General features: G+C 61.8%; 19 protein-coding genes and 1 pseudogene. 19 read left to right on the top strand and 1 reads right to left on the bottom strand.

The annotated features are described in order from the left end of the window. Positions 1-129 precede the first annotated feature (129 nt). From sucD to QNJ43_RS09730, 9 genes and pseudogenes are all read left to right on the top strand, one after another. Positions 130-1,038, top strand: coding sequence for a succinate--CoA ligase subunit alpha (gene sucD / locus QNJ43_RS09765; protein WP_300469502.1), 909 nt, complete (start codon positions 130-132; stop codon positions 1,036-1,038). Positions 1,039-1,311: 273 nt separating this feature from the next. Next, complete coding sequence (locus tag QNJ43_RS09760; RefSeq protein ID WP_300469500.1) at positions 1,312-4,299, top strand: 2-oxoglutarate dehydrogenase E1 component; 2,988 nt, start codon at positions 1,312-1,314, stop codon at positions 4,297-4,299. A gap of 89 nt (positions 4,300-4,388) precedes the next feature. Next, the gene (odhB, locus tag QNJ43_RS09755) at positions 4,389-5,615 is read left to right on the top strand and encodes a 2-oxoglutarate dehydrogenase complex dihydrolipoyllysine-residue succinyltransferase (RefSeq protein WP_300469497.1); all 1,227 of its coding nucleotides are present in this window, start codon (positions 4,389-4,391) and stop codon (positions 5,613-5,615) included. A gap of 66 nt (positions 5,616-5,681) precedes the next feature. Beyond that, complete coding sequence (locus tag QNJ43_RS09750) at positions 5,682-6,296, top strand: LysE family translocator (protein WP_300469495.1); 615 nt, start codon at positions 5,682-5,684, stop codon at positions 6,294-6,296. A 263-nt stretch (positions 6,297-6,559) separates the two neighbouring features. Beyond that, positions 6,560-6,757 (top strand): hypothetical protein, encoded by a 198-nt coding sequence (locus QNJ43_RS09745; RefSeq protein ID WP_300469493.1) that lies wholly within the window; start codon positions 6,560-6,562, stop codon positions 6,755-6,757. Positions 6,758-6,857: 100 nt separating this feature from the next. Continuing rightward, positions 6,858-7,118, top strand: a pseudogene (locus tag QNJ43_RS26960) (SDR family NAD(P)-dependent oxidoreductase); the annotation flags it as partial. Positions 7,119-7,231: 113 nt separating this feature from the next. Continuing rightward, positions 7,232-7,552: an SDR family oxidoreductase gene (locus tag QNJ43_RS26955; protein WP_346432922.1), complete on the top strand. Its 321-nt coding sequence runs from the start codon at positions 7,232-7,234 to the stop codon at positions 7,550-7,552. Beyond that, entirely contained in the window at positions 7,552-8,955 is a 1,404-nt protein-coding gene (gene lpdA / locus QNJ43_RS09735; protein WP_300469491.1) for a dihydrolipoyl dehydrogenase, read from the top strand. The genes QNJ43_RS26955 and lpdA overlap by 1 nt, the downstream gene beginning before the upstream one ends. Before the next feature lie 210 nt (positions 8,956-9,165). Beyond that, the gene (locus QNJ43_RS09730) at positions 9,166-9,312 is read left to right on the top strand and encodes a hypothetical protein (RefSeq protein WP_300469488.1); all 147 of its coding nucleotides are present in this window, start codon (positions 9,166-9,168) and stop codon (positions 9,310-9,312) included. Positions 9,313-9,516: 204 nt separating this feature from the next. Here the strand turns inward: QNJ43_RS09730 and QNJ43_RS09725 are convergent, their stop codons facing one another. Continuing rightward, positions 9,517-9,825, bottom strand: a complete 309-nt coding sequence (locus QNJ43_RS09725; protein ID WP_300469486.1) for a hypothetical protein — start codon at positions 9,823-9,825, stop codon at positions 9,517-9,519. A gap of 375 nt (positions 9,826-10,200) precedes the next feature. Between QNJ43_RS09725 and QNJ43_RS09720 the strand changes: the two genes are divergently transcribed. The 10 genes from QNJ43_RS09720 (at position 10,201) to QNJ43_RS09675 (ending at position 16,060) form a co-directional block, all read left to right on the top strand. Further along, positions 10,201-10,452: a hypothetical protein gene (locus tag QNJ43_RS09720; RefSeq protein WP_300469484.1), complete on the top strand. Its 252-nt coding sequence runs from the start codon at positions 10,201-10,203 to the stop codon at positions 10,450-10,452. Then, positions 10,422-11,090: a hypothetical protein gene (locus QNJ43_RS09715; protein ID WP_300469482.1), complete on the top strand. Its 669-nt coding sequence runs from the start codon at positions 10,422-10,424 to the stop codon at positions 11,088-11,090. The genes QNJ43_RS09720 and QNJ43_RS09715 overlap by 31 nt, the downstream gene beginning before the upstream one ends. 274 nt (positions 11,091-11,364) lie before the next feature. Continuing rightward, a complete protein-coding gene (locus tag QNJ43_RS09710) occupies positions 11,365-12,219 on the top strand; it encodes an MFS transporter (protein ID WP_300469480.1) in 855 nt (284 codons plus the stop codon). Beyond that, positions 12,216-12,650 (top strand): hypothetical protein, encoded by a 435-nt coding sequence (locus tag QNJ43_RS09705; RefSeq protein ID WP_300469478.1) that lies wholly within the window; start codon positions 12,216-12,218, stop codon positions 12,648-12,650. The genes QNJ43_RS09710 and QNJ43_RS09705 overlap by 4 nt, the downstream gene beginning before the upstream one ends. Positions 12,651-12,994: 344 nt before the next feature. Further along, a complete protein-coding gene (locus tag QNJ43_RS09700) occupies positions 12,995-13,108 on the top strand; it encodes a NepR family anti-sigma factor (RefSeq protein WP_300469476.1) in 114 nt (37 codons plus the stop codon). Positions 13,109-13,131: 23 nt separating this feature from the next. Beyond that, positions 13,132-13,689 carry a sigma-70 family RNA polymerase sigma factor gene (locus tag QNJ43_RS09695; protein ID WP_300469474.1) on the top strand — a complete coding sequence of 186 codons (558 nt, stop codon included), beginning with the start codon at positions 13,132-13,134 and terminating at the stop codon, positions 13,687-13,689. Between the two features lie 61 nt (positions 13,690-13,750). Then, positions 13,751-14,785: a histidine kinase dimerization/phosphoacceptor domain -containing protein gene (locus QNJ43_RS09690; protein WP_300469472.1), complete on the top strand. Its 1,035-nt coding sequence runs from the start codon at positions 13,751-13,753 to the stop codon at positions 14,783-14,785. A gap of 41 nt (positions 14,786-14,826) precedes the next feature. Then, on the top strand, positions 14,827-15,186 hold the full coding sequence (locus QNJ43_RS09685; protein ID WP_300469470.1) for a hypothetical protein: 360 nt from the start codon (positions 14,827-14,829) through the stop codon (positions 15,184-15,186). Next, positions 15,183-15,347 carry a hypothetical protein gene (locus QNJ43_RS09680; RefSeq protein WP_300469468.1) on the top strand — a complete coding sequence of 55 codons (165 nt, stop codon included), beginning with the start codon at positions 15,183-15,185 and terminating at the stop codon, positions 15,345-15,347. Before QNJ43_RS09685 ends, QNJ43_RS09680 begins: the two co-directional genes overlap by 4 nt. 275 nt (positions 15,348-15,622) lie before the next feature. Then, entirely contained in the window at positions 15,623-16,060 is a 438-nt protein-coding gene (locus QNJ43_RS09675; RefSeq protein ID WP_300469466.1) for a PRC-barrel domain-containing protein, read from the top strand. Positions 16,061-16,319: the final 259 nt, after the last annotated feature.

Genomic DNA, 16,319 nt, shown 5'->3' with positions numbered 1-16,319 from the left:
TCAACTCACTTATCTGGCTGATGGCAGCGCAATTAACTTCCCAATCGCGACCAAGGATAGACATTACAAAAACCACATTGGTTACCGGTAACTCTTCACCATAAGCCTCCCAAAGAGGACTAGAATTTCATGTCCATTCTCGTCAACAAAGACACCAAGGTCATCGTTCAGGGCCTGACCGGCAAGACCGGTACCTTCCACACCGAGCAGGCGCTTGCCTACTACGGCACGAAGATGGTCGCCGGCGTGCACCCCAAGAAGGGCGGTGAGACCTGGACGTCCGGTCTCGACGGCGCGGCCGAGCTGCCGATCTACGCCTCCGTTGCCGACGCCAAGGACGCGACCGGGGCCGACGCCTCCGTCATCTACGTCCCGTCCGTTGGGGCCGGTGTCGCGATCATCGAGGCGATTGAGGCGGAAGTGCCGCTCATCGTCTGCATCACCGAAGGTATTCCGGTGATGGATATGGTCAAGGTCAAGGCCAAGCTCGACAAGTCCAACTCGCGCCTGATCGGTCCTAACTGCCCGGGCGTGCTGACGCCGGAAGAATGCACGATCGGCATTATGCCGGGCTCCATCTTCAAGAAGGGTTCGGTCGGTATCGTCTCTCGATCCGGCACGCTGACCTACGAAGCGGTGTTCCAGACCACGAATGCCGGGCTTGGCCAGACGACGGCCGTCGGCATCGGCGGTGACCCGGTCAAGGGCACCGAGTTTATCGACATGCTGGAAATGTTCCTGGCAGGCGACGCGACCGAGTCGATCATCATGATCGGCGAGATCGGCGGCTCGGCCGAGGAGGACGCCGCCCAGTTCATTGCCGACGAGGCGAAGAAGGGCCGTTCCAAGCCGATGGCCGGTTTCATCGCCGGTCGCACCGCTCCTCCGGGCCGGACCATGGGCCATGCCGGCGCCGTCATCTCCGGCGGCAAGGGCGGAGCCGAGGACAAGATCGCGGCGATGGAAGCCGCCGGGATCAAGATCTCTCCCTCCCCCGCCAAGCTGGGCGAGACGCTGGTCCAGGTCCTGAAGAGCTGAACCTGAAAAGGTGTCGGCGGCAGTCCCGCCGCCGCCCCGCATGAATGCTTAAGATCTTGCACCTAAGCGCGTTACAGGTTTAGCAAGGTCTTTCGGTTCTTATGCCCTTGCGGCATGGTGACGCAATTTGACGAGACCGGGGCGGCCGACAGCGGCCGTCTTCATCGATCATCGGGGGCGCCCCTGGCGTCCTCAAAATGGGCACAAGGCACGGCCCGGTGGTCGTGCCGTCACGAGTGGGGCGAAGGTCAAGACCCTTCGCTGACAGACATTATGGCACGGCAGGACGCGAACGAAGCTTTCGCACTGACGTCGTTCCTATATGGCGCCAACGCAGCCTACATCGAAGATCTTTACGCGCGTTATCAGGAAGATCCGGGCTTCCTGGACGAGGTATGGCGGGATTTCTTCGCCAATCTGAAGGATGCGCCTTCGGACGTCGTCAAGGAAGCGCGCGGAGCGAGCTGGAAACGGCCCGACTGGCCGATAACGGCAAACGGCGAGCTGGTTGCCGCACTTGACGGCAATTGGGGCGCGCTGGAGCCGAAGATCGCGGAAAAGATCAAGGGCAAGGCGGAAGCCAAGGGCGCGCCGATGTCCGAGGCGCAGGTCCAGCAGGCCACACGGGATTCAGTCCGCGCGCTGATGATGATCCGCGCCTACCGCATGCGCGGCCATCTGCACGCCGATCTCGATCCGCTGAAACTGGAGCCGCCGAAGGATCACGTCGAGCTGCATCCGGCTACCTACGGCTTCACGGATGCCGACTGGGATCATCCGATCTTCATCGATCACGTGCTGGGGCTGGAATTCGCCACCATCCGCGAGATGTTGGAGATCCTCAAGCGCACCTACTGCTCCACGCTGGCGGTGGAGTTCATGCACATTTCCGATCCGGCCGAGAAGGCCTGGATCCAGGAGCGCATCGAAGGCCCGGACAAGCAGATTAGCTTCACCCAGGAAGGCAAGAAGGCCATCCTCAACAAGCTGGTGGAGGCCGAGGGCTTCGAGAAGTTCCTCGATGTGAAATACACCGGCACCAAACGCTTCGGTCTGGACGGCGGCGAGGCGCTGCTGCCTGCCCTTGAGCAAATCATCAAGCGCGGCGGTCAGCTTGGCCTGCAGGAAATCGTCTTTGGCATGGCCCACCGTGGCCGTCTGAACGTGCTCTCGCAAGTCATGGGCAAGCCGCTTCGCGCCATCTTCCACGAGTTCAAGGGCGGCTCCTACGCTCCCGACGACGTGGAAGGCTCCGGCGACGTGAAGTATCACCTCGGCGCCTCGTTCGACCGCGAATTCGACGGCAACAACGTCCACCTGTCGCTGACCGCCAACCCCTCGCATCTGGAAATCGTCAATCCGGTGGTGCTGGGCAAGGCCCGCGCCAAGCAGGACCAGCATTCCATGAAGGGCGGGCACTGGGTGGAGACGGTCGACGTCGACCGCTCCAAGGTTCTGCCGCTGCTGCTGCACGGCGATGCGGCCTTTGCCGGTCAGGGCGTTGTGGCGGAATGCTTCGGTCTGTCGGCGCTGCGCGGTCACCGCACCGGCGGCTCGATTCACTTCATCATCAACAACCAGATCGGCTTCACGACGAACCCGCGCTTCTCGCGCTCTTCGCCGTACCCCTCTGACGTCGCCAAGATGATCGAAGCGCCGATCTTCCATGTGAACGGCGATGATCCGGAAGCGGTGGTCTATGCCGCCAAGATCGCGACCGAGTTCCGACAAGCCTTCGGCAAGCCCGTCGTTATCGACATGTTCTGCTACCGTCGGTTCGGGCACAACGAGGGCGACGAGCCTGCCTTTACGCAGCCGATCATGTATCGCGAGATCCGCCAGCATCCGACCACGCTGCAGATCTATGCCGACAAGCTGATCGCCGAGGGCACCGTCACCAAGGACGAGGTCGAGGCACTCAGGGCCGAATGGCGTCACCGCAACGAGGAAGAGTTCGAGGCGGGACAGGCCTACAAGCCGAACAAGGCCGATTGGCTGGACGGCAAGTGGTCCGGTCTCAAGCAGGCTGCCGACAGCGACGATCCGCGTCGCGGTCAGACCGGCGTTGCGCTCGACGGTCTGCGCAAGATCGGCAACCGGCTTTCCACGATCCCGAAGGATTTCAATGCCCACCGCACCATCCGCCGGTTCCTGTCGAACCGCGCCAAGATGATCGAGACGGGCGAGAACATCGACTGGGCGACGGCGGAAGCGCTGGCCTTCGGGTCGCTTTTGTGTGAAGGCCACAAGGTGCGCCTCTCCGGTCAGGACGTGGAGCGCGGAACGTTCTCGCAGCGCCATTCGGTGCTCTACGATCAGGAGAACGAGGACCGCTACATCCCGCTCGCCAATGTGGGCGAGAACCAGGAGCGCTACGAGGTCATCAACTCCATGCTGTCGGAAGAGGCGGTGCTGGGGTTCGAATACGGCTACACGCTGGCCGAGCCCAACGCGCTGACGCTCTGGGAGGCCCAGTTCGGCGACTTCGCCAACGGCGCGCAGGTGATCTTCGATCAGTTCCTGTCGTCGTGCGAGCGCAAGTGGCTGCGCATGTCGGGCCTCGTTTGCCTGCTGCCGCACGGCTATGAGGGCCAGGGGCCGGAGCACTCCTCCGCCCGTCTGGAGCGCTATCTCCAGCTTTGCGCGGAAGACAACATGCAGGTCTCCTACTGCTCGACGCCTGCCAATTACTTTCACATCCTGCGTCGGCAGATGAAGCGCGACTTCCGCAAGCCACTCATCCTGATGACGCCGAAATCGCTGCTGCGCCACAAGCGCTGCGTCTCCAAGCTGTCGGAGATGGCGGACGATTCCTCCTTCCACCGGATCCTGTGGGACGATGCGGAATCTCCGGCGGGCAGCTCGACCGAGCTGGCGGCGGACGAGAAGATCCGCTGCGTCGTGATGTGTTCGGGCAAGGTCTACTACGACCTCCTGGAAGAGCGCGAGAAGCGCGGCATCAACGACGTCTACCTGCTGCGCGTCGAACAGCTCTATCCGTTCCCGACCAAGGCGCTGGTGCACGAGCTGACCCGCTTCAAGAACGCCGACATGATCTGGTGTCAGGAAGAGCCCAAGAATATGGGGGCCTGGACACACGTTCAGCCCTATATCGAATGGGCCTTGACCCAGATCGGTGCGCAGTGCGCCCGTCCGCGTTACGTCGGCCGTCCGGCCACTGCCGCGACCGCCACGGGCCTCATGTCCAAGCATCAGGCGCAGCTTCGCACCTTCCTGGACGAGGCCTACGCCGAATCCTGATTTTCCGGCGGGCGCCGCGTGCGTCCGCCGATATCCGCATAGAGATGTTGTAACCGCAGCTGGCCTGCCAATCGAAGAGACGAAACACAATGGCAACGGAAATCCGCGTGCCCACCTTGGGCGAATCCGTGACCGAAGCCACCATCGCACAGTGGTTCAAGAAGCCGGGGGACGCCGTCGCCGTCGACGAGCCGCTCGTCGAGCTGGAAACCGACAAGGTGACGATCGAGGTCCCCGCACCGGCCGCCGGTGCACTGGAGAGCATCCTCGTGCAGGAGGGTGAGACCGTGGAGGTCAGCGCCCTGCTCGGATCGCTCGCCGAAGGCGCATCGGGCGCGGCCGCCAAGCCCGCCGAGGCCAAGGAAGAAAAGTCCTCCCCGGCTCCGGCTCCCGCCGCCCCAGCAGCAGCGCCGGCCGCAAGCGCCGGCTCCGACATGCCGCCGGCCCCGTCCGCTCAGAAGATGATGGCCGAGAAAGGCATGTCCGCCGATCAGGTCGCAGGCAGCGGCAAGCGCGGTCAGGTCCTGAAGGGCGACGTGCTCGCCGCCATGGCGAACACCGCGCCGTCTGCTGCCGCACCTGTCGCCGCGCGCGGCCCCGTCGCGGCCGAGGACGAGGTGCGCGAAGAGCGCGTGCGCATGACCAAGCTGCGCCAGATCATCGCCCGCCGCCTGAAGGATGCGCAGAACACGGCCGCCATGCTCACCACCTACAACGAGGTGGACATGGGCCCGATCATGGAGCTGCGCAAAACCTACAAGGAGCTCTTCGAGAAGAAGCACGGCGTCAAACTCGGCTTCATGGGCTTCTTCACCAAGGCTGTCTGCCACGCTCTGAAGGACGTCCCGGCGGTCAACGCCGAGATCGACGACACCGACCTCATCTACAAGAACTTCTGCCACATCGGCGTGGCGGTCGGCACCGACAAGGGCCTCGTGGTCCCGGTGGTGCGCGACGCGGATCAGATGTCGATCGCCGAGATCGAGAAGAAGATCGGCGAATTCGGCCGCAAGGCGCGTGACGGCAAGCTCGGCATCGACGAGATGCAGGGCGGCACCTTCACGATCTCCAATGGCGGCGTCTACGGATCTCTGATGTCCTCGCCGATCCTGAATGCGCCGCAGTCGGGCATTCTCGGCATGCACAAGATCCAGGAGCGGTCGATGGTCGTGAACGGGCAGATCGTCGCCCGTCCGATGATGTATCTGGCGCTTTCCTATGATCACCGCGTGGTCGACGGCAAGGAGGCTGTGACCTTCCTGGTGCGCGTTAAGGAAAGCCTCGAAGACGTCCAGCGTCTCGTGCTGGACCTCTAGCAACCCTTTGCCGGGCCGCCCTGTCATCGGGGCGGCCGTCGGGCAAGGGGCAGGGGGACTGGGGCCATGGGTCCGGAATTCCTGATCACAGCGCTCGTCGTCGTGCTCGCTCCGGGCCCCGGCGTCGTTTACACGGTCACGACCGGCCTTTCGCGCGGACGCGCAGCCGCGCTTGCCGCCGCCCTTGGCTGCACCTTCGGCATCGTGCCGTCGATCCTGGCGGCTGTCCTCGGCCTGTCGGCGCTGATGCATGCCGGAGCGCTCACTTTTCAGGTGCTGAAATACGCGGGCGCGGCCTACCTCCTCTATCTCGCATGGCAGACGTTGAAGGACTCCGGTTCGCTCGCCGCTGGCCGGCAGCATCCTGAGCGCCGGTCGCTTTTCGCGATCGCGCGCACCGCCTGCCTGATCAACGTCCTCAATCCCAAGCTCTCCGTCTTTTTCCTTGCCTTTCTGCCGCAATTCGTTTCGCACGGATCGCAGTCGGCAACGGTGCAGATGCTGGCGATGGGCGGGGTCTTCATGGCGATGACCTTCGTCGTCTTCGCCGTCTACGGGGCCTTTGCCGCCCTGTCCGGTGAGACGGTGCTGAAGCGCGAGTCCGTGGTGACCTGGATGCGCCGCACGGTTGTGCTCACCTTCGCCGGTTTCGGCGTGAAGCTCGCTCTGAGCAGTCGTTAGAGAGAGACGGGAAGATGCGATGGTCGGAAACTTTTCAAGTCCGCAAGGGCGGGCTGCCTGTGTCGCGGTTTGCGCGGTGATGTTCCTTGCGCCGGGCGCGCCTGTAGCGTTCGCTCAGGATGCCGGGGCGCTGATGGGCGGGCCTTCGGTCTCTCCGCCAGAGCCCCGAATCTTCCATCGGACTGGCGCGTCTTGCCGGCCCCTACAGGGCGGAGGGACGCAATTCAGACGACTCGCGCTATACGGGGCGTGTACGCATCGAGGTGGCGGGCGATATCGCGCACTTTCGCTGGGATATCGCCGGGCAAATCTATCGCGGCACGGGCCGGTTGAACGGCAACGTGCTCACCGTCGATTGGGGACTGGCCGATCCGGTGATCTATATCGTCAACGATGACGGCACGCTGAGCGGCACATGGGACCGCGGCCGCGCATCGGAACGCCTCGTTCCGCATCGCTGAGCGCGAACGGGCAAAGCAGGAAACGGATATCCATGAACGCCACGGCGTCCAACGACCGGATCTCGACAGCAGACGGAGCCATCCGTTGAGCGCGCCCGTCATGCTGGTGACTGGCGGCTCGCGCGGGATCGGCGCCGCCACCGCGCGTCTGGCGGGTGAATGCGGTTACCGTGTCGCGGTGAATTACATCTTCGATGCCGGGGCCGCGGAAATGGTCGTGAGCGATATCGTCGCCGATGGCGGCCAGGCCTATGCGGTGCGTGCCGACATCTCAGACGAGAACCCCATTCTCGCCATGTACGAGGAGTTGGACCTTCGCTTCGGGCAGCTCGACGTGCTCGTCAACAATGCGGGCGTGGTCGACGAGGCGCTGCGGCACGATCGTCAGCGTTTCATCCGCCTCCGCGTGGATAGGATCGCCCGCGGCAATATATCGACTATGCCGCCGCCAAGGGGGCGATCGACACTTTCACGATGGCGCTGGCCAAGGAGGTTGCCGGGGAGCGGATCCGCGTCAACGCCGTCAGGCCCGGCATCATCGATACGGAAATTCACGCCAGCGGCGGCGATCCCGACAGGGTGGCGCGGATCAGCGCAAGTCTGCCAATGGCCCGCGCGGGGACGGCTGAAGAAAAGTTGCCCGCGCAATCCTCTGCTCTGGCTTGCCTCCGACGCGACCTCCTACACCACCGGTTCGGTGGTGGACGTGTCCGGCGGGCGGGCGATCTAGAAATTCAAACGGCCCGGCCGCATGTCGCGCAGTGGGCAAGGAATCAACGTGTAAAGAGGCTCTGATGTCCTACGATCTCTGCATTATCGGCTCCGGCCCCGGCGGTTATGTCTGCGCTGTCAAGGCAGCCCAGCTTGGCTTCAAGGTCGCCGTCGTCGAAAAGCGCGCAACTTATGGCGGTACCTGCCTCAATGTCGGGTGCATCCCGTCCAAGGCGCTCCTTCATACCTCCGAACTGTACGAGGAAGCGGGCCACAGCTTCGAGGGCTTCGGCATCAAGGTCGGCAAGCCCAAGCTCGATCTGGCCGCGATGATGAAGCACAAGGATCAGGTCATCGAGGCCAATACGGGTGGCGTCTCGTTCCTCTTCAAGCAGAACAAGATCGACGCCTTCCAGGGCACCGGCAAGATTGCGGCGCCGGGCAAGGTCGAGGTGACGGGCGAAGACGGCAAGAGCCAGACGGTCGAGGCGAAGAACATCGTCATCGCTACCGGCTCCGACGTTGACCCGCTTCCCGGCATCGAGATCGACGAGAAGCAGATCGTCTCCTCCACCGGTGCGCTGTCGCTCGACAAGGTGCCGGGCAAGATGATCGTCGTCGGCGCGGGCGTGATCGGGCTCGAACTAGGCTCCGTCTGGCGTCGTCTGGGCGCAGAGGTGACCGTGGTCGAATTCCTCGACCGCATCCTGCCGGGCATGGACGGGTATGTCGCCAAGAACTTCCAGCGCATCCTCAAGAAGCAGGGCTTCTCCTTCAAGCTCGGCTCCAAGGTTACGGGCGTGGAGAAGAAGGGCAAGGGCCTGAAGGTCACGGTGGAGCCCTCCTCTGGCGAAGCTGAAGCCGAGACGCTCGAGGCCGACGTGGTGCTGGTTGCCATCGGTCGCTGCCCCTACACCGAAAGCCTCGGCCTGGAGACGGTCGGTGTGGAGCTCGACGAGCGCAAGCGCGTCAAGACCGACGGTCACTTCAAGACCAATGTCGACGGCATCTACGCTATCGGCGACGTGATCGCCGGCCCGATGCTCGCCCACAAGGGCGAGGACGAGGGCGCCGCACTTGCCGAAATCCTCGCCGGTCAGGCGGGCCACATGAATTACGACGTCATTCCGGGCGTAGTCTACACCATGCCGGAGGTCGCCTCCGTCGGTAAGACGGAAGAGGAACTGAAGGACGCCGGCATCAAGTACAAGGCTGGCAAGTTCCCCTTCACCGCCAACGGCCGTGCCCGCGCCATGGGCCACACGGACGGCTTCGTGAAGGTGCTGGCCGATGCGGAGACTGACCGAGTGCTCGGCGCCCACATCATCGGCGCCGGTGCCGGCGAGATGATCCACGAGCTTGCCGTCCTGATGGAATTCGGCGGCTCCTCGGAAGACCTCGCACGCACCTGCCACGCGCATCCGACACAGTCGGAAGCCGTGCGCGAAGCGGCCATGGCCACCTACGATAAGCCGATCCATATCTGATCGGAATCTGTTCAAGGCAGATCGATGCGGCGCGTCCGGGCAAAGGCCCGGGCGCGCTTTTCATTTGCGGCAAAAGACGGCGTTCAAACATGCTTGCTTGAAGTCACACGCAAGGAGAACGGAACGCAGACGCGGTTGCGGCGTTTATTGCATGGACAAAGGTTCGAAGTTCCACTTGGAGCTGCGCAACAGATCGAGGGAACAAACTCGATGACCCGTAACGCACTTGCCGCACTCGTCGCCATATTTGCCGTCGTCGCGGGAAGTTTCGGATATTTCTACTATCAGGAACGTCAGAAAACCTCTTGCATCGAAGTCGAGGTCGGGAATGACGGCCTGTCGGTAGAAACGAAATAACGGCTTCGGCTTGCGGGAAATGCGCTCTCCATGCCGGGCGCATTCCCACAGGCCGCGTCGAATTCCCTGTCGATACGGGGCCCATCGACATTTGCCTGAGGCAAATCGGCATTTGATGCGCTGACGTAACAATCCTGTTGCATGGCCGTGCTTATCTCAGCGCGCTTCAGTTCTGTCCTGTGGAGTGCGTTTCCGTGAGCCGAGCTATGCCCCGATTTTCCCCCCGTCCGCCGCCTTGCGCTGGCCACCGCGCTTGTTCTCGCCGCCGCCCTGCCGGCCCATGCCGCCGAACACCACGGCGAGGACCATGACCACGACCATCATCACGCACATGCCTTCGAGGCCGGGCATACCTTCGTCTTCATGGATATCGAGAATTCCGGCGGCACGGATCGTCTTCTTTCCGCCAGCACGGAAATCGCGGCTTCCGTTCACATCGTCGGCATGAAGATGACGGGCGAGGGGACGTTGAAGGACGTGAAGGTCGGTGCGATAGAGATCCCCGCCGAGCACGAATTCAAGCTCGACCCCGCCAGGGTGGCGCTGCGTCTAGACGGTCTGAACCACCTGTTGGCCGAGGGTGCGGAGTATGACATTGACGCTCACCTTCGAGAAGGCCGAGACCCTCGAAATCGAGGTGGAGGTCATGGTACACGATGCCCGCGAATACAGCCATGCCGGGCACCGCCACTGAACATCGGTAACCTCCTGATATCGCTTCTCTCGTAGTCGTGTCCTCCGCCGGAAACCCGCCGGGGGACAGCGCAACGGAAGAGACTGGGCGTTGTTGCAATCGCATCGTTGGTGCGCCAGAGCGGCGCGGAGTCGCCTGTGGCACCCCCAGAACCAGTGAGCATGATGCGTTACACATCCCTTCCATTCGGAGCGTTGCCGCGGGTTGCGCCGACGGTCGCGTTTGCGGCCCTGTCTGCGCTCCTGTGCCTTTTCCTCGTTCCCGCCCAGGCGCTTGATTTTCCGCTCAAGATCTTCAAGAACAATCTTTTTTCCGATCAACCGATCCTCGATGTGTCAGATGACGGTGCGCTGATCGTCATCGATTACAACAAGCAACGCGATCTCTACGGGCGCGATCTTGTCCCGGAAAGCGAGTGCGGCGGAACTACGTTTCCCTGCGTGTAACGAGCCAGCAGGCCGATGAAACCCTGAGCCTCGGCGATCACCGTGTCGCCTTCACGCGGGTCGGCCTTAAACGCGGCAACGCCTTCTCGGTGATCTTCATCCACGGACGTGGCGGCGATCGTTCGCTGGGCGTGAACGACGATACTTTCGGCGGCGATTTCAACCGCCTGAAGAACCTCGTTGTGCAAAACGACGGCAGCTACTATTCGCCCACTGTGCGCGACTTCGGAGATGGCGGCGTCGATGCCGTCTTCCGGTTGATCGGCGAGGTCTCGAAGCGCAACGACGGTCGTCCGGTCATTCTGGCCTGTGCCTCCATGGGAAGCTTCATCTGCTGGGGCGTGGCCAAGGATGTGCACGCGGTCTCGCAATTGACCGGCCTTGCCATTCTCGGCGGCGCTCCTAATCCGGACTTTTCCCGCATCATCGCCTACCGTCGCCGCCTTCCGATCTATTTCACCCACGGTGGCGATGATCCCGTCTATCCGGCGGAAAAGCAGATCGCCTTTTTCAGAAGCCTCCATTCGGCGGGCTACCCCACCCGGCTGACCGTCTTCGCCACCGGGTCCCACGGCACCCCGATCCGCATGACCGACTGGTGGCGACTTCTGAACTGGACCCTGGCCCAGGGACGTTGACGACCGTCGTCGATAAGAGTTTTCTGCTCCAGAGGAAACAAACTTGAAGTTCCGTATACGTAAAAATCCTATCCAGATGCGAAGCTTCAAAAATCTATCGCCTGAAAAAGCCAGAATGAAATTGCCGCACTATTCCGAAAAACATTTGGAAATGAATAATAAATTCACTTAAAGCTGAAATACGTCCATTCTATGGAGCCGTAAGGGGCTCGGTGCCGGAGGATACTTCGGGTCGGGCCCGTCGATTAACGGGATAGCGAAAGGGTGTGGCTTTATGGTTCAGGCGTCGGTGTCGCGCCGCAAGTCCGAAGGATTTGTCGCGGTCGTGTTGGCTCTGCTGGCGATCTTTCCGCCGCTCTCCACCGACATGTATCTGTCGGCCTTCAACGATATCCAGGCCGCTTTCAACGTCCCCGACGGTTCGCTTGAAATTTCGCTGTCCGTGTTCTTCCTGGGCCTGGGCATTGGACAATTGATGGTTGGGCCGCTGATCGACCGCATGGGGCGGCGCGGGCCGCTTCTGTTCGGTATCGCGGTCTTCTGCATCGCCACCGTCCTGCTGCTTTGCGTCGACAGTGTCGGCCCGTTCATCGCCTTGCGCCTTGTTCATGCGGTCTGGGCATGCGGAGGCATGGTCGTCGGGCGCGCGGTGATATCTGACATGTACACGGGTCGCCGCGCCATCCAGATGCTGACCTTGCTCGTCACCCTGATGAGCCTTAGTTCGATAACGGCGCCCTTTCTCGGCAGCCTTCTCGTTACCTTCGTCGGCTGGCAGTCGGTCTTCGTCATGATGCTGGTCGTCGACCTGGCCGCCTTCGGGCTGAGCTGGTGGATCATTCCCGAGACGTTGCCCGTCTCCCGGCGCACGCGCACGCCCATTACTGCCGCCTTTCGCGACTATGCCGGGTTGTTTGTTGGGGCAGAAAACCTATCTTCTGCCGAGCCTGGCGGCGCCGCCTTTGTTCAGGCGGCCGTGTTCTCCTACATCATCTCCTCTTCCTCCATTTTCATCGGGCATTACGGCCTGACCAACATTCAGTACGGGCTCTGCTTCGGTCTGGTGGCAGTCGTCTCATCATCGCGTCGCGCCTCAACGGGATCCTTCTCGAAAAGATCCGCGTCGTGACGCTCGTCAACTGGGGGCTGCCGCTGTTCCTGGCGGGCGCGGTCGGAATTCTCCTTGTCTCTTCCACGCCCCATCTCTGGCTTTTGATCGCGTCCTTGTGGATCTCCATCGCGATGGTGGGATCGCTCAGCGCAAACCTCATGTCGCTTGCCATGCGCGCCTACCCCGAACGCCGAGGTGCGGGCTCCGCACTGCTGGGCGCACTTCAGTTCGCGATCGCCTTTACCTGCAGTACGATCGTCGGCGACACGGCAGCACCTCTGGGGCTTGGGATCTCCTGCCCGGTCTGGCGGCCTCGCTGTGCTGGATACTCTCACGCTGGATCGGGATCGGCGATGATGTTGATGCCGACACCGATGCCGCGACGGACACCGCGGAATGATCCGCTGACACGGCATGGCCGCTCATCGAGGGTCCGAAAGCGGAGCTGAGTGATGCGGCTTCAGGAAAGCTCGAAATTTTGCTCTCCCAATGGAACCGGTAGCCGGGTTCGGCGTTGTTTTCGTAACGTATGTCGAACAATCCGCATGACGAAGATCAGTTAACCGTCTGGTCGCACAATGAAATGCGGACAACACACCGCTTGCCGCCAAGGTGCTGCGGCAGTGGGCGGCCCAGCGTATCGGGGCCGTTGAGTAGCGCCAGTCCTGGCGAGCCGTGCCAGGGCCGGCGAGGGGAGTAAACCATGAAAAGAGACATCGTGGCGGATGAGGGTGACGGTCGGCATACGCATGCCGGCTTCAACGATGACATCCAGGCCAAGATCGGCAGCTAGTTGAAGTCGATCTATGACAATGTTCTCGATGAGCCCGTTCCCGACCGCATAGCCCGGTTGCTGGAGCAACTCGAAGAAGCTGATTCCGCGGACCAAGGTTGGGGGCACAAGTGATATGGCGGACGTAACCCCCCGAATTGCGCAACGAGTTCGTCGCCTGCATTCCCAGCATGCGTGCCTTCGCCGCGTCGCTGACTGGAGCGGGCGACCGTGCCGACGATCTTGTTCAGGAAGCGCTGATGAAGGCGTGGGGCAATCTCCACTCCTTCACGGCGGGCACGAACATGCGCGCCTGGCTCTTCACCATTCTCCGCAACACCTTTTATTCCAACTGCCGCAAGGTTAAGCGCGAGGTACAGGATTCCGACGGAACCTACGCCGCCAACCTGGCCGAGCATCCCGAGCAACCGGGGCATCTCGACTTCGTCGATTTCCGTGCCGCTCTCGACAAGCTGCCCGAGGACCAGCGCGAAGCGCTCATCCTCGTGGGGGCATCCGGCTTTTCGTATGAGGAGACTGCGGAAATTTGCGGATGCGCGATCAGTACGGTAAAAAGCCGCGTCAATCGCGCCCGGGCAAAATTGGCGGAAATGCTGAGTGTTACCTCGGCAGACGAATTCGAACCTGACGGCTCCGCCCAGGCAGTTCTTTCCGTAACCTCTGTAGCGGCGTCCAAAAGTTGTGCCATGGGCTAAGCTCCCCGTCTCAAGTCCAAAAATCGACCGTCACCTGTTCGGTTACGTCGCGGGTGCGCTGGTGCCGCTTGCCGTACTCTCTTTCGCGTTCTTCTACGCGGCTCATGTGCGTCGGGTGGATATGGCGCGGGTCGATTTTATCGATTACGCACGGCTTATCGGGCAGTCGAGTGCGAAGATCATCGCGCGCGCGGAAGGCTTCGCGGCCGGACTGACGGCGCGTGTCAACACGGGCGCGGCCACGTGTGATGCGGTCTTCCAGTCCTTGCAGGACGAACTGCGCCCGGCGATGAGCCTGCGGATCTCGGTCGATGGACTGCCGGTCTGCGCGCGCACGCGCCATCGCGAAGGCGATGAGGTTTCTTCTGCTTTCGAGGATATTCAGGCTAGCGAGCCCGAGGCCATTCTCGTCACCCGCAAATCCGTCGACGATCACGTGATCGTCTCCATCGGATTGCGGCCCCGTGCGGTGCTGACCGCTCCCATTGCCGCGACCACGTCGAGCCACGCGAGCTTCGCGCTACTGACGCCGGAGGGGCAGATTCTGGCCGACTATTCGGACCGCAAGGAAGAGAAGGCCAGCTTCCTCAGGCTCGTAAAGAAACGCGATTTTTCCGGCGATACGACGTCATCGGTTCAAAGTCCCGAAAAGGGATGGATTGTGGCGGTCGTGCCGATCACCGGGACGAATTTCCGGATCGTCATCGGCCTGTTGCGATCACAGACCATCTGGGAACCGTGGTTCGGTATCGCCAAGTCCCTACTCATTCCCGCATTGCTGCTTGCCGTCATTTTCGTGGTTCTGCGTTTCGGCATGCAGCGCTTCCTGCTGCAGTATTTGCGCCACATCTACGCGACCTTCCGCCGATACGGCGCCGGCGACACCGACGCGCGCGTCGGCCGCCTCGAGCGCGCCCCGGCCGAGATCCAGCTTCTCGGCATGACCTTCGACATGATGGCCGACCGTATCGCCTATCGTACGCGCGATCTGGAGAACTCCCTGGCCGAGCAGCAGCGCCTAACGCGTGAGCTGCACCACCGCATCAAGAACACGCTGCAGATGATCGCCAGCCTTCTCGGCATGCAGCCGGCGTGAGGCGACGCTCGATAGCGACAAGGCGGCCCTGCGCGGCGCCGTTGGAGCGCGTTCTGGGCATCTCTGCCGCCTTCCGCGTTTCCTATGCGGCCAACGAGGGAACGGATGTCGGGCTGGAGGATCTGGTGCGTGAGGTGGTGGACGCCTTGCGCGAGCCCGTCAAGCTGACCTCGAGCCGCATCCGCTTCTCCGTCAACGATCCCGACCGCACGACCCTCGTGCTCGACAAGGCGATACCGCTGGCCTTCATCCTGGCCGACCTGCTGCCGCCTCGTTTTGACGTTCTGTTGCCCGGCGAAGCCGTTTCCATCGCCATCACCGGCGGCAGCAGGCGCAACTGGAGATCTCCGGTCCGGCGGGCTACGAGGAAGTTATGGGCGAGTGCCCCGAAGGCCCGGTGAGCACGCACCTGATGTGCGCCTATCTCGGTCAGCTCTCTGCCTATTGCGAGGTGGAGGGAACTGTGACGCGCCTCCACATTCCGGTCTCCGACGAGACCCCGCCCACCTGCGCAGTGTATGTCGATCCCGGCAGTTGGATCGCAAGCTCTTTCAGAAATTGAGAAACTGAAAACGACTCCGTTCGGAAAGTAGTTAGAATTCTATTTTCCATCAGTTTTCCACAAAATCCAATGCCTGCATTGGGCTATCGTGTAATTTTTTTCGTAAAAAATAATTTGAACCTGGATGTCTCTCTCGTTATATTTTTTTACATTTGTTGTATCGGGAAAACGAATAGGAAATATGATTTCTCAATCAACCTGTATGCCAATAAGACATACCGGGAGAATGTATCATTTTCCGTACATTGATTGCGGCGACTGCCCTGACGGCTCTGGTGACGAGCGGTGCTCTTGCCGGAGATGCGACCAAGACGTCCGACCCCGCTCAGGACAAAGCATCTTCTTCCCTGAAAGTGACCGAGTCGGTGGCTGGCGGTGAACTCGCCGGGACGAACAGCAAGCCGACCATCGTGAGTGCCGACGACGTGATCGGAACCCCGATGCTGGGCATGAACGACGCCGAGCTGAGTGAGGTCAACGACGTGATTCTCTCCACCCGTGGCAATCTGGTTGCCTATGTCATCGACGTCGGCGGTTTCCTGGGGATCGGCGAGAAGCCGGTCGCTCTCGATGCCTCGAAGCTGAAGCTGACCGAGAACGCCGACGGCGAGATGCAGATCAAGACCTCGCTGAGCGAGGACAAACTGAAATCTTACCCCGCCTATTCGCAGGCCGCCCTGGAGGCCAATTCCGACGCGGTCGTGGTGCGCTGACGCGCTGATCCGGGAGGGTGTCTTCGTTTCGAAGACACCCCTCGTCCCGGGGGAGATGCGGTCTTTTCGAAGGCGCCTCCCCAACGGTTCGAAGCCGTTGGCCGAAAGGCCTTTCACACGACAATTATTGTAAGAATCAGGAACGTTTGGCGTGTCCGAGCGTTATTCTGACAGTTCACAAGGAGAGAGGTATGGCAACCGCTGCCAAGTCTGCTGCTACAGCAAAGGAAGCCGCTGCGGTGAATTCTGCCGAAGCCAA

Origin of the sequence: Breoghania sp. (assembly GCF_030066895.1) — a bacterium.
GTDB lineage: Bacteria > Pseudomonadota > Alphaproteobacteria > Rhizobiales > Stappiaceae > Breoghania.
This window is presented reverse-complemented; position numbering and strand designations above follow the sequence as displayed.